9 protein-coding genes are annotated in these 14,907 nt (G+C 42.7%); 4 read left to right on the forward strand and 5 right to left on the reverse strand.

The window, feature by feature from the left end; genetic code table 11:
* Window positions 1–232 precede the first annotated feature (232 nt).
* The 5 genes from AAEZ00_RS18960 to putA all read right to left on the reverse strand — a co-directional run bounded on the left by AAEZ00_RS18960 (window position 233) and on the right by putA (window position 10,044).
* Window positions 233–481: a DUF2171 domain-containing protein gene (locus tag AAEZ00_RS18960; protein ID WP_351089454.1), complete on the reverse strand. Its 249-nt coding sequence runs from the start codon at window positions 479–481 to the stop codon at window positions 233–235.
* A gap of 299 nt (window positions 482–780) precedes the next feature.
* Window positions 781–3,867, reverse strand: coding sequence for an efflux RND transporter permease subunit (locus AAEZ00_RS18965; RefSeq protein ID WP_351089456.1), 3,087 nt, complete (start codon window positions 3,865–3,867; stop codon window positions 781–783).
* Between the two features lie 2 nt (window positions 3,868–3,869).
* Window positions 3,870–4,976, reverse strand: a complete 1,107-nt coding sequence (locus AAEZ00_RS18970) for an efflux RND transporter periplasmic adaptor subunit (RefSeq protein ID WP_351089458.1) — start codon at window positions 4,974–4,976, stop codon at window positions 3,870–3,872.
* Window positions 4,977–5,068: 92 nt separating this feature from the next.
* Window positions 5,069–5,539, reverse strand: a complete 471-nt coding sequence (locus AAEZ00_RS18975; RefSeq protein ID WP_351089460.1) for a Dps family protein — start codon at window positions 5,537–5,539, stop codon at window positions 5,069–5,071.
* 668 nt (window positions 5,540–6,207) lie between these two features.
* Entirely contained in the window at window positions 6,208–10,044 is a 3,837-nt protein-coding gene (putA, locus tag AAEZ00_RS18980; RefSeq protein WP_351089462.1) for a bifunctional proline dehydrogenase/L-glutamate gamma-semialdehyde dehydrogenase PutA, read from the reverse strand.
* A gap of 680 nt (window positions 10,045–10,724) precedes the next feature.
* Between putA and AAEZ00_RS18985 the strand changes: the two genes are divergently transcribed.
* The 4 genes from AAEZ00_RS18985 (at window position 10,725) to AAEZ00_RS19000 (ending at window position 14,552) form a co-directional block, all read left to right on the forward strand.
* A complete protein-coding gene (locus tag AAEZ00_RS18985; RefSeq protein ID WP_351089464.1) occupies window positions 10,725–11,423 on the forward strand; it encodes a VWA domain-containing protein in 699 nt (232 codons plus the stop codon).
* 163 nt (window positions 11,424–11,586) lie between these two features.
* Window positions 11,587–12,348: a DnaJ domain-containing protein gene (locus AAEZ00_RS18990; RefSeq protein WP_351089466.1), complete on the forward strand. Its 762-nt coding sequence runs from the start codon at window positions 11,587–11,589 to the stop codon at window positions 12,346–12,348.
* 474 nt (window positions 12,349–12,822) lie between these two features.
* Complete coding sequence (locus AAEZ00_RS18995) at window positions 12,823–13,431, forward strand: flavin reductase family protein (protein ID WP_351079380.1); 609 nt, start codon at window positions 12,823–12,825, stop codon at window positions 13,429–13,431.
* A 374-nt stretch (window positions 13,432–13,805) separates the two neighbouring features.
* Complete coding sequence (locus tag AAEZ00_RS19000; protein WP_124014151.1) at window positions 13,806–14,552, forward strand: phosphatase; 747 nt, start codon at window positions 13,806–13,808, stop codon at window positions 14,550–14,552.
* Window positions 14,553–14,907: the final 355 nt, after the last annotated feature.

Below are 14,907 nucleotides of genomic sequence, written 5' to 3' on the forward strand. Positions count from 1 at the left end.
CGCGGAGATCGGCCATTATCATGTTTGTTGCTGAATGCGAAACTCATTAGGAAAGCCTCCTGCCGTTTTGAACGGCGCGAAAGCTAAAACTTGCACACTGTTTTTGATGTCTATCATTTTCACGTGAATTCTTGGGGAAAAGTAAAGGCGGGAAATAAAATCAGTGGTTCCCGCTCAGGTCTTAAGATGGCATGAGTAGCATGCCACCTTAGTTTAGCGATACAACAAGACTTTAGTGTCCTGTACCTGTTGGCGGAGTTTGAGACCATTCCTGCATAGCTTGGTCTCCTGGACGATCAATTTTAACTTTATCGCCCTCAGTTGAGGTTACCCAGCTTAAAGGAATGTAATGGTGTTGACCGCCCTTGTCTTTTTTAAGCTTGAGGGTATCAGTGCCCTCCATATGATCTACAGTAGCAAATTGACCATCTTCGGAGCAGACAACAGGCATATCAGGTTTAATTTGGTTGGTTTGAATCATAGTTTCCCCTCAGAGCTCAGTACAAGCCCTTCTATTTATAAATGAGCAATCAGTCAGCTGAAAAGCTTCACAAAGCGGAGTTGTCTTTGACTTTAACTGAAATTATTGGTTACTTAATGTTCCCAATCGCACAGTAAAATCATACCCATAAAACTAAATGTAGTCTGTTCGGCAACGTACAGAGAACTGCATTTCCAAATCCTCTTATACAATGTTTTCGAATCAATAAGATTAGCCAAATCTTGGGTGATTCGGCTAATCAATCAAAACTGAACGCTGCTAAAATATGAGTACGACAATTACGTGTTCGTTGTATTAGTCGGAGTTTCATCGGCGGCATTACCCTGCTCCTCATGATCTGAAGTATCAATCTTCTTCGCCAGGACGATATAGAAAGCAGGCAACACATACATAGTTAAGAAAGTACCGATACCAAGTCCTGTAGCAATGGTTATACCAATAGCAAAGCGCGACTGTGCTCCAGGGCCGGCTGCAATTAACAGCGGGATCATGGCGACGATAAGCGCCAGCGAAGTCATGATAATAGGGCGAAGTCGGATCGCTGCGGCTTCGGTTACTGCGTCGCGCTTGTTGCGTCCCCTTTCCTGAAGTGTGTTGGCAAATTCCACGATAAGAATACCGTTCTTCGCGACCACGCCAATCAGTGTAATCAGACCGACCTGCGTGTAGATGTTCATCGACGCAAAACCAAGCATAATGAAGACCATTGCCCCTGCAATTGACATAGGTACCGATATTAAGATGATAAGTGGATCACGCCAGCTCTCAAATTGCGCAGCAAGCACTAGATAGATAACGAGTAGCGATAAAAAGATGGTCACGATTAGCGCACTGCCAGAATTTTCGAACTGTCTAGACTCGCCCTTAAAATCATAGCTAAAACCCCGAGGCAAGATATCGCCCGCCTTGGTTTTCATGAAACTGATGGCATCTCCCATCGACACTGATGGGGCTGGAATGCCTTCGATCGTGACCGAATTCAGCTGATTGAATTGTGTTCTTGATGAGGGTTCTACATCATGCTCGAAGCTAACGACCGAGCCGAGCGGAACTAAATCCCCAGAGTCGGCGCGGATGAAATAATCGTTGAGCGCGGTTGCAGTTTGTCGGGCGTAGCGCTCAACCTGGGGAATAACCTTATACGAGCGCCCCTCCATGTTGAAGCGACTAATAAACCCGCCGCCAAGCATACCGCCAAGCGCCTGACCGATTTCCTGCATCGACAAACCAAGATCGGCGACGCGTTCGCGGTCGACCTTTACTCGGGTGACGGGCTTATCGATGTCGATCGATTTCTGCACGAATGTGAAGTTGCCGCTCTGCATGGCAGCCCCTACGAATTCATCTGCTATCTGATCGAGTTGAGTAAAATCACTGCCCGAAGTTAATACAAACTGAAAGGGTAGACCGCCACTCGAGCCAGGCAAGGATGGAATTGGGAATAAGGCTGTTTTCAAACCGGTAATCCCTGCCACAGAAGCCTGCAGTTGAGGCATGATATCAAACTGCGATATATCCCGTTCGCTCCAAGGCTTCATTTTGAAACCGCCAAACACAGCATTTGGACTCGTCATACCAACCAGCATGAACGTCTCGTCGTAGCCTGGTACCTGCTCGAAGGCTGTCTGCATTTCTGTGCCATACTTCTGCAGATATTCGAGTGTGGCCGTCTGCGGCCCTTTCCCCTGAAACAGGATGATGCCACGATCCTCAGTCGGTGCAAGCTCTTTCTGGCTTAGCATCATCATAAAAAAGATTGACACAAGTACGACTAGCGCAAACATGATTACAGGTGAGACGGCCTTGACCATGATAGCCAGCGATCGCTGATAAGTATTGGCGAGTCGGTCGAACACACTTTCAATTGCACTCTCGAAGCGGGTCGACTCTCCATGTGGTTTCAGAACCTTACTGGCCAGCATAGGCGATAAAGTCAAGGCAACGATGCCTGAAATGACGACGGCACCAGCAAGCGTGAAAGCAAACTCGGTAAAAAGCGAACCAACCAGCCCACCCATGAAACCAATAGGCGCGTAGACTGCGACCAACGTTATCGTCATGGCGATAACTGGATTAGCCATTTCTCGAGCACCGATCAACGCCGCGTCCTTCTTTGATTTACCATCAACGATATGCCGGTGTATGTTCTCGACAATGATGATAGCATCGTCGACGACCAAGCCTACAGCCAGCACAAGTGAGAGCAGCGTCAGCAAATTGAGCGAGAAACCCAGCACAAGCATGATGAAGGCTCCACCGATGAGCGAGAGCGGTACTGCTATTGAGGGAATGATTGCAGCACGCAGAGATCCTAGGCATAGAAAAACGATGACAAGAACGATACCCACTGCCTCGATAAGCGTCTTGATCACCTCATTAATTGAATCATCAATAAATTCTGATGCATCGTAGGGTAGTTCGACCTGCAGACCCGAGGGCAGCTGAGACTTTATATCCGGCAGGAGTTCCTTAACACGTTCTGCCACAGACAGTGGATTAGAACCCGGAGATAGATTAATGGCTACGTAGGTTGAAGGTTTACCCTTATAAAGTGCTATGTTCTCGTAGGTCTGTGATCCGAGCTCTACCCTGGCGATATCCTTGAGACGAACTACAGTATCTTCGGTCGATTTAATTATCAGATTCTCGAACTGTTTGGTGTTTGCAACGTCAGTATTAGTAGTGAGATTGATCTTGATTAATTCATCTTTGGTTTGCCCAACTGCAGAAATATAGTTGTTCTGACGCAGGGTTTGAGCAATATCTGTAGAGGTGAGATTAACAGCTGCAAGTCTCTGAGGATCGAGCCAGACTCTCAGCGCAAAGCGACGCCCCAGCAGTTCGGCCTTGGCTACACCGGATAGGGCTTGTAGTTTTGGCTGTACTTCTCGGGCAAGATAATCTGAGATCTGTGGGACTTGCATGGTATCGCTAAAGAAAGCGACGTACATGAGCGCGCGACCTTCTCCCGTCGTCGAGTTGATAACAGGGTCCTGAGCCTCGTCAGGTAACTCGTTACGTTGACTGGCAACTTTAGATTGAATCTCCGCTAGTGCGTCATTAGCATCGTAGTTGAGTTCCATCTGTGCTTCGATGGTTGAAAAACCTTGTATGCTCGATGAGCTCAGAAAGTCTATGCCCTTTGCTTCGGCAATAGCCTGCTGCAAAGGTTGGGTAATGAATCCCTGGATCAATTCACTGCTGGCGCCTGGATATGCAGTAGTAACGGTAACTTTAGTGTTTTCCAATACAGGGTATTCGCGGATCTCCATCTCCATAATAGAGCGAATCCCAACCAGTAATATCAGTAGACTGACAACAATGGACAGAACTGGCCGTTGTATAAAAATGTCTGTAAAACGCATGTTTATTTAACTCCTGTACTGTCTGCAATCTTGTCATTTTGCTTTATTTTCACTAGCTGACCAGCCCTCAAGCGCAGCAGACCAGAGGCAATGATACGTTCACCGAGTTCTAGTCCTTTGTTAATTTCAGTCATGCCCTCCCGTGTGGCGCCAGTTTCCAATGTCCGCTGCTCAGTAACCAGCTGGCCTTTTTCATTTTTAGTCAATGCATAGGCGAAATCGCCGTAGGTGTTGAACGACAGAGCTGTGTTTGGAATTGCAATGACCTGCCTTTCACCCTCTGCCATGGTTTTAATAGTAGCGAACATACCCGGTTTGAGGCTTTGTCGGGGATTTAGAAGTTGGGCGCGCAGCTTAACTGTGCGAGTCTCTGACGTGACAGAGCTATTAATTGCGGTAATAGCTCCCTCGAATACCTCTGAGCCGGTTGCCTCCACAGTGACTTCGACGAGATCACCAATATCGACACTGGCCAGTTCTTGTTCAGACAGAGTATATTCGACCAGAATTGGATTAAGCATATTGATTTCAACGACGGGTGTACCTACAAACAGGTATTCACCTATATCCGCTAGACGCAGTCCGAGTATGCCGTCGAAGGGAGCTGTGAGTATTTTTTTACCAAACTGGGCCTCGGCTTCTTGCAGTCGTGCTCTGGCGACATCCAGCGCAGCCTTTGTTTTATCTAAGGCGAACTGTGACACCGCCCGTTTGGAAATCAAGTCTGAGTTATGCTGAAATGCTTTCGAAGCAAGCTGTACCTCCGCCAGACGTGTTGTAAGAGCGGCTTGTTCGATATCGCTGTTTAGGCGAACCAGTATGTCGCCTTTTTTGACGGATTGACCCGATTTGAACAAAACTTTCGTCACCACGCCTGGCAATTCATTGGCTATCATGACGCCATTGATAGCTCTGATACCACCGATTGATTGGATACTCGGTTGCCAAGATACTCTAGAGACCTCTGTAGTATCAACGACGATTGCTGGGCGTGGCTGAGAGAATTTAGCCTGCATTTGGTCAATTTGATAGAACTTGTAGCCGAAGATGCCGCCGATGACGACAAGGAGCAGAACGATAGCAATTGCGAAGCGTGAGAACGTGCCCATCTAATCTGTATCCTTTTTAGTTAATATAAGTAAATAACGTTAATAACTCCGCCCATTTAATTTCAAAAAATCGGGAGTTTGAAACGCTCAATCTACTTATTTGAAGCTCTCAACATCCACGATGTTTTTTCATGTATTCGCATTCGATCAGATACAAGAGATACCGTTGATTCATCATCTGATTGATGGGCCACTTCTAAAACATCTCGAGCGGTCTGTATAATTTTTTCATGACCAACTAGTAATACTTCAATCATTTCCATTGCATTCGGAACACAATCCATCTCACCGATTGAGCTTAACCTAGTAAATTCTTTATAAGTGCCTGGCGCTGCAACATCGAGAGTTCGAATACGTTCAGCGATATCGTCTACAGCAACTGCCAATTCCATATACTGCTCTTCAAACATCAAGTGCAACTCCCTAAACCTCACCCCAGTCACATTCCAGTGAAAATTATGCGTCTGTAAATAAAGCGTATATGTATCGGCTAATAATTTCTTTAATCTTTCAGCGATTTCGCTTCTATCTTTTTTATCAATTCCAATATTAATGTTGCTCATATTAAATTTCCTTTTAGTTTATTAATGGCTATATTCATAATTATTTTTCTGAATACTGAACTTACAATTTAAAAATCCAGCTAACACTTCTTCCTTACATGTATTGATTTTTATATTGTATAACGTAGGTGGTTAATCGTTGTCCCAGTAATAAATCTCAACGTCGTTCCTTAGACCAAGACGAAATTACATGGCCGAATACTAATATTCTTTACTGAAATAAAAGCAAGGAAAGTATTTTTCCGTAACAGCAAACAACACTTTACTCCATTACGGACTTAAGCTCTGTGCGATATCGAACCAACAATAATACCTGGCGGATTAGCATGAAGGGATCGCTATATTGAATAAAGATCTGTTAACCGCAATAAGAGTAGATTTATCACCGTAACCTAATGTAAATCGACGTTAGCTGCGTGGTCGCTTAATCCTGTTGGCTGAGTCGTTCAACTCATTTAATCAGGCTTAATTTTTTCTGACAAAATGAAATATAAAAACAATATAAACCCCATCAAGTTAGGTTCGCACCAAAAGTATTATTTTTTTCATTCAGTAGCACTTTTATCAGCCGTTACAAATAAACATTAGGTGAATAAATCATCAACTTTTCAGTTGATGAAGTTATAAATATTTTGAATTTTTGTTTAAAAATAACATTCAAAAAATAGTTAGTTTTCTTCATCTAAAGTCATCAGCGACGTATTACCACCAGTAGCGGTGGTATTAATACTGATAGCTTTTTCTGTTAATAATCGTTGAATTAAATGATCAAAATATTCTGAACTGATCACCGGTAAAATTGCGCCTTGACGTTCGGCTAATCTGTCACTGATATAATGTTTTCGGCCACAATGACTATCAACAACGACTCCTGATAACGCAGGATGTGCCAACAAAGTGGTTAGATGACATAACCGGGTAACTTGAAAAACACTCTCATCTGCGCCTGTTGTAACGAACTTATCTCTAATGGCTAGTGCTTCATCATAAAATAAATCAGAAACGACCGAGATAACGGTATTTCCAGTTGCCAAAGCCGTTACAATAGAGATCATCCAAAAGTGAAAAGTCACATTTTCATCAGCAAAGCAGATGATATTACCTCGGTTTTCCAAATAGAGAACATTAGACTCACCCGTTGGACCTGGTAGCGTTGTTGGCTTTTGCAGATGTTTTTCAACACTCATTAATTGTGAAATAGCCGCTGTCAAAGTACGATTAAAGTCATCGGCTAAATCATCAATAATATCGATATTAGCAATTTCGACTAACATTTGACGAACAAAAGAAATACGCTGATTTAACTCGGTCAAGCGCCAGATTTTTTCTGCTGCACCCGCCCTATCCATAAATAATTCTGCTTCTGCTTCCGATCCGGTATCGCTGACTAAAGCATCGACTGGCAATGGTAATAAGTTAAATTTATCGGCAAAGGGCGTTGTTATTTCTTTAACTAAACGCGTTAAATAATATGGGCCACCTGCTTTTGGCCCTGTACCTGAAAGACCACGACCACCAAAAGGTTGCACACCCACAATAGCGCCAATTATATTGCGATTTATATACACGTTACCTGCTCGTGATAGCTTCGCCAAATTTAAGGCTCGCTGTTCAATACGGGTATGGATACCCATAGTTAAGCCAAAACCTGTGCCGTTAATATCATCAATGACTTTTTCTATTTCATCACCTTTAAAGCGAACAATATGAACACAAGGGCCAAATACTTCCTCCTTCAGCGCGCTAATATTGTCTATTTCATAAAGTCGCGGCGCAAAAAAGAAATGTTCGTTATCTGCTATTTCATTTGTTATCTCATCAGAAATATCGCATTGGTATAATAGTTGACCATGGGTTTTCATATAGTCACTGTGGGCATTGAGTGAATCTAGTGCTTTTTGATCAATGACAGGACCTACGTCAGTGCTCAGTTTTTCTGGGTTACCCACATGCAATTCTGCTAATGCGCCTTTAAGCATTGTAATAACAGTATCAGCAATATCTTCTTGTAAAAATAACACTCTAAGTGCAGAACAACGTTGACCTGCAGATTGAAATCCTGAAGAAATAACATCATCAACGACTTGTTCAGGTAGGGCGGTAGAGTCTACTATCGTACAGTTTTGACCACCCGTCTCAGCAATAAAGGGCACTTGATCGCCGCCTCTATCAGCCAATGTTTGCGAAATCATAGTCGCTGTTTTAATAGAACCCGTAAAAATAACCGCTTGAATACGTGCATTAGGAATAATAATACTCCCCACATCACTACCCTTGGCAATAACCGCTTGTACAACGCCATGTGGTAATCCAACAGATGTCATTAGTTCAATAGCGCGCAATGCAATTAAACTTGTTTGCTGGGCTGGTTTAGCTAACACCGTATTACCAGTAGCAATTGCAGCAGTCACTTGCCCTATAAATATAGCTAACGGGAAGTTCCAAGGGCTGATACATAACACTACACCACGGGCTTCTAAACGATCATCTTCAGCAAGTTCAATCGCTTGTTGTGCATAATAGCGACAAAAATCAACTGCCTCTTTGACTTCATCAATACCATCTTGTGTCGTTTTGCCTGCTTCCTTGATGCATAAGGCAATTAACTCGTCGATATGATGTTCAAGAACATCGGCAACACGGCATAATATGGCCGCGCGTTCAGATACAGGCGTTTGTGACCATGAAGCAAATGCGTTTTGAGCTGTTTCGATCATCGCGCGCATTTCATCTTTGCTATGATGTCGCTGAAAACCAATAATTTCACTATGCTTTGCTGGGTTTCTAATAGCGATTGACCCTTCTTGCACATCATTTTCAGAGAACAAGTTATTCAGAAGCCAGTTATCCAGTGATGTTTTTAAAGGGGTTACCGTATTGATATCTGTTAAATCTAGGCCCTTGGAATTATCTCGACCGACACCTTTTTCATCATGGTATAATGCGATGGGTTTGATTATCTGGCCGTTATATTTGTCTTTTAAGCGATGCATTTTTTCAACGGGATCGCGAAGTAAAGATTCGATCGGTTGTGACTCATCAATAATGGCATTAACAAAAGAAGAGTTAGCGCCATTTTCTAACAAACGACGAACTAAATAGGCGAGTAACTCTTTATGAGGACCAACCGGTGCGTAGACGCGACATTGAACATTTTCATTTGTAACAACTTGATCATATAACGATCCACCCATGCCATATAGACATTGAAACTCAAAACTTGTTTTGTCATTGCCCGCCAGTTCAAGAATAGTCGCGACAGTATAAGCATTATGCGTAGCAAACTGTGGATAGAGAGTATCTCTATATTCTAATAATTTTTTCGCACAGGCGAGGTAAGAAACATCAGTAGAAGCCTTGCGAGTGAATACCGGAAAATGCTGATAACCGCCTTTTTGAGTGTTTTTAATCTGAGTATCCCAATAAGCACCTTTTACTAAGCGCACCATCATTTTTCGGTCAACACGGATGGTTAGTTCACGTAACCAGTCAACGATAAAAATGGCGCGTTTTTGATAAGCTTGCAGGGCCATCGAAAAGCCATCCCAACCTGCTAACTCATCATCGCTAAATACCGCTTCAATAACATCAAGGGAGATATCTAATCGCTCAGATTCTTCCGCATCAACGGTTAAACCAATATTATAGCTTTTGGCTTGCAAACAAAGTGCTTTAAGTTTGGGAACAGCTTCAGCCATTACCCGTTCTTTTTGTGCAAATTCGTAACGAGGATGGATAGCAGTAAGCTTAACTGAAATACCAGGCACTTTGCGAGGGTCGTTCTTACCCGACGCACGAGCAACTGCGCCAATAGCATCTATAACAACTTGATAAGCTTTAAAATACTTTTCGGCATCACTCATGGTACGCGCACCCTCACCTAGCATGTCGTAAGAATATACGAAGCCTTGCCGCGCTTTCTTGGCAGCATAATCAGTTGCATCTTGAATAGTTTCGCCCATAACAAACTGCTCACCCATAATTTGCATGGCGTAGTTCATTACCTTACGAATGACAGGCTCACCTAATCGACCAATAACCTTCTTCAATAAATTAAAGCTATCTTTTTCGCGTTCATCAGCATAGTCAACCATCTTTCCGGTAACTAATAACCCCCACGATGAGGCATTGACGAACAGTGAATCACTGCTGCCCAAATGACTTTGCCACTCGCCTTGAGAAATTTTGTCGCTAATTAGGGCATCTTGAGTGTGCTTATCTGGTACACGCAACAAGGCCTCGGCCAAACACATCAGCACCACACCTTCTTCACTGGATAATGTGTATTCTGCTAGTAAGGCATCTACAGCACCGTTTCCTGATTCGTCTCTACGTATTTTTAATGATATTTTACGGGCTTTTTCCCACGCCCTGCTGGCAGTATTCTCGTTAACGTCTGCCAACGGTAAAAGATGCTCTACCGCAACACTTTCATCAATACGATAGAACTCGCGAATTTTCTGACGAATAGGAGAGTCCGTAATGTTCGAATTATTAAAAAGCATGTGCTTCACCTCAGCATGAATAAATTGAATTTTGCAATTACTAGAGACATTTGATATCTAAGTGATACCTAAGATTTGATAACTAACTAGCAAATTATACTGCTCTTTAGTTTTAGACTCTGTGCGTTAGCGTACTTTCTAGAAAATACGGTTAATAGTAGTTCCAACAATTAACTTTAATATATATTTTCAACAACTTACTAAGGCGTATACAGTGAGTAAACTATCATTTGGTTTTGCCAATATCGCTGAGTTTAATTGCAGAGTTACCTAAGTTGAGGTAATAAAACCGATAAATTCGGCCTAGGTATGTTGAAAGGTCGCATTATCTATAAATGGCTTGATGTGAATTCGCCGTTGTTAAAAACTTTAACGCTATTTTGGTGACTAAAATAACGCATAAAGTTAGTCATTAAAGAGGCTCTTCTTACCTGAGGAGCGCATTTTGCACAGTTTCTAGCACTAAATCACTCAGTCGGCTTAGCACACTACCCTCTCTTAGTTAACGGCGGCGGTAGGGCTCAGACTTCTCGACGACGGTCTCTTTGCCCTACGATTGCCACATGTTCTTAAAGTAGCGGCAATCTTGAGCGGCACTGGTTTTGTTACTTTACATTATTTAGGTTACTCTATTTTGTGTTTATTATTGACTTTAGATTTAGCAGAAACTGGAATAACATATGGTCTCAAAGCTCCCTGATAAAAAGTCGCGCACTCAAGATATTCAGGCATTCATTAGCCAAGTCAAAAATACTCCGCGGGTCACTGGCGAAGACAAGGGTAGATTGATATTTGCCATGGATGCCACAGCAAGTCGTGAGCACTGCTGGGATATGGCGAGTCAACAGCATGCGGCTATGTTTGCCGAAGCTGATAAGGTGAGTTCCCTAAGTGTGCAGCTTTGTTATTATCGGGGTTTTGGAGAGTTTAAAGCACTTCCCTGGACACGCGGCGCCGATGAAATCAAACAAGCCTTACTTTCAGTTCGCTGCCTGGCCGGAAAAACCCAGATTGCCAGAGTGTTATCGCATGCATTGAGTGAAACTCGCGCAAGCAAAGTAAACGCATTGGTATTTGTCGGTGATAGTGTTGAAGAAAACCCGGATTCACTTGGGGCCTTAGCAGGCCAGTTGGGAATACTCAATCTGCCTTTATTTGTTTTTCAAGAAGGAAATAATGCAAAGGTTGGCAGTATTTTCTCACAGCTAGCGACATTGAGTGGCGGTGCACATTGCCAGTTTGATCAAGGCAGTGCTAGACAGTTAGGTCAGTTGTTAGCCGCGGTTGCGGTATATGCTGCGGGCGGTAAATCTGCTTTGAAAAATAATTTGTTGAGTAAGGATGCGAGCGTGAGACGGTTATTACAGCAATTAAAGTAGTCGTGATTAGTGAGCGGTAAATAATCCAACCGTTGCAACGAAAAAACCAACACAGCAAATATCGTGTAGGCTCCCGGATTACATGAGCACGACGACAAAGCAACACCATAAATATCGTGTAGGCTTTACGACTTAACTGATACCTTAAATAAGTGAATACTCTATGTTCAGACTTGTCGTTTTAGTAGCAGTTATTATCATCGGCTATATAACAGTACAATATATTCAAGCCCTGAAACCCCAACAAAGAAAGATATTCGCGGCGAAAGCGGCTGCGGTCGCATTGATTACAATACTGATCTTGCTAACGGTCACGGGAAAGCTTTATATTTTGGCCGCACTGGGAACAGGTTTACTGATATTTGCCAAACGCTTGTTTCCACTGCTACGTTATTTTCCATTTTTGAAAGGTCTTTATCAGAAGGCGAAAGCAACACAGAGCTCGGATACATCGAAGCGTTCTACGGTTGAAACCAGCTTGCTCAAAATGACCCTTGATCACCAAAGTGGCAATTTGGACGGTGAATTACTGGCGACTGATGGTAAGGGGAAATACCTGTCTGAATTGAGTCTGTCAGAATTGATTTCTCTGTATGGCCTAGCAGATAAACAATATCCAGATTCGATCGAAGTATTGGCTGCCTATCTTGATCGCCAGCATGGTTCTGACTGGCGCGAAGCTGCCAATGCCGGACACTATTCTGAAGAGAGTGAACAACACGCTCGCCCAAGCGATAGTGCTGAGATGACGGCAAGTGAAGCTTATGCCGTCCTGGGTCTTGATCAAACGGCAACGGAGCAAGACGTTATCGCTGCGTATCGTAAACTAATGCAAAAACTCCATCCTGATCGCGGTGGCAGCAACTATCTGGCCGCAAAAATAAATCAGGCGAAGGATTTGCTTGTGAGCCGCAAAGGCAAGTAAACCAAGGACGCTCATGTTTTCCTATTCCCTATTATCTATTGCCTATTTGGACCTTTTCTCAAGGCTGTCCCTGCTTCGAATAAAGGCCCTTGTAAGGCAACGCCGTTCGTGAAGCTGATTATTGTGCTTAATTTTTATCGTTATATTCGGGGGGCAACGAATTGCTTGTGCTCAATCTAAAGTCGCTTAACCTTATGAATATTTGATAGATCTATTTGCAATCCTTCCTCGTAAAACACATATAGGTTTTTAGCTGACTGCGGACAGGTCCTATTTGCCAAGTAGATACTCCCCAGTATCAAACCCGCGAAGTTTAATTGCAAATTTCGTCAAGCGCTGAAAGGTCAAAAATGACAAAAGGGTTTTATTCGGTGCCAGTAGCGCGAGCTTACATCTATCATTATTTAACACTAAAAAGGTAAAATAGCCTATTTAGGTTGGCAAGGATCAACGGTTTCGTTGGAGGGAGTTTTAATGCATTTTACTAAAGAGCGTATAGACGCACTTGAAAAACATACACGTACACATTTAATCAATTCCCTCTCGGGTTTTAAAAGCGCTAATTTAATTGGTACACAAGACTTACAAGGCAATACCAATTTATCTATTGTCAGCTCGGTTATACACTTAGGTGCAAACCCGCCACTGGTCGGTATGATCGTTCGCCCTCACAGTGTCCCTCGACATACCTTTGAAAACATTCTACAAACCGGTATGTATACTATTAATCAAGTCAATAAATTAATTTATAAGCAGGCTCATCAAACATCCGCCCGTTACGATAAAGACAAATCAGAGTTTGATGCAACAGGGTTAACACCCGAGTACTTAAATAATTTTACAGCCCCATTTGTAAAAGAAAGTCGCTTAAAATATTCGGTTAAATTTATTGAGCATCAACACTTAGCCATTAATGGCACAGAGCTGGTAATTGGTGAAATTATCGATGTGTATGTAGATGAGGCCGCGCTGCAAAGTGATGGCTTTTTAGACTTGCAAGCCATAGAAACTGTCGCCATTACAGGGCTTGATAGTTACCACACTAGCAATAAACTGGTGCGTTTACCTTACGCTAGAAAGTAGTATATAAACTAACGTGTAAAGCATTACTTGAACGTTAACTTACCAATAAATGACTTTGAATTTAAAAAAGATCTACTATTTGGCGCACACCAGGCAACCGACTTTATGCTTTATGAAGCGATAAGTTTGAACACTACCTTGAAAAACACCGCTACCTTGCCTTAAAATTAGCATAATCTAAGTAATGTTTTTATTTGAACTTATTTTGATAACCCTGTTTCAACCATTTAACGTAAACAAAACGCACAGAAAAGCTAGAGAGGAATTAACGCCATGAAGTTTGTTACAACAAAACTCGAGAGATCATAGAGTAAGGCCTGTTAACAGAGTAGACTTGATGTCTACTGTTTTTAACTCAAACAACGAGACTGGTCATGAAATTCCTTGTCGATGTTCACGCTCATACCATCGCTTCAACTCACGCCTATAGTACAGTGCATGATTACTTTTCCGTTGCAAAGGCGAAAGGTCTCAAATTATTCGCCATTACCGATCATGGTCCAGATATGGCTGATGCACCCCATTTTTGGCACTTTGTGAATATGAGAGTGTTACCTAGAATTGTTGACGGTATTGGCATGCTCCGTGGCATTGAAGCGAATATAAAGAATGAGCATGGCGAAATTGACTTTTTTGGTCATTATTTGCAGGAGCTTGATATCGTGCTGGCAGGTTTACATGAACCGGTTTTCCCCCCATCGACTAAAGACGCTCACACTAGAGCACTCATCAACAGTATTGAAAGTGGTCATGTCGATATTATTACTCATCCAGGCAATCCCGCTTATCCCATCGACATTAACAGCGTCGCCGCTGCAGCAGCCAAACATAACGTCGCGCTTGAGATAAATAATTCCTCTTTTTTAACCTCTAGAAAAGGCAGTTTACGCAACTGCACTGATATTGCTAATGCTGTAAAAAAAGCGGGAGGACTTCTCGTTATGGGATCTGATTCTCATGTCGCTTTTAGCTTAGGCGAGTTTGAAAAAGCGATAGCGGTCATTGAAGCGGTAGATTTCCCAATTGAGCGCTTACTTAATCGTAGCCCTGAAGCTTTGTTGTGCTTTCTGTCCGCTAGAGGTCATACAACACTTGATGAATACTCTGTTTTAATCGAATGATTTAAAAGTGTTTTCTATATGCTGTAACAACCTGCTATTTAGCACAATAGGGATCGTTATCGTCGGCGGTGTTGAAATGGGGATTGACCCTATCGTCACAATTGATTTATTCCAAAACCAAATAAGTTAACCTTGGCACCAATTGATTAAGCTCTACAAATTCATATGCTTTAGCATTTTGTAGGCCAGTGAATTACCCCGCGACTTCGCTTCGCTCTGATCACGGGGCTTCTGCAATCTAGCTTTTAACGACTAAACTGCTTCTTTTTTCTCAGTTTCCACACCAAACTTTGATAGCTCAAAGACTTTCGTTTTAATCGATGTTTTCTGCTGAAATTTGGGGGTTACCCTGGCG

Origin of the sequence: Shewanella sp. S1-49-MNA-CIBAN-0167 (genome assembly GCF_040310145.1) — a bacterium.
In the GTDB taxonomy this organism is placed as follows: Bacteria; Pseudomonadota; Gammaproteobacteria; order Enterobacterales; family Shewanellaceae; genus Shewanella; species Shewanella psychromarinicola.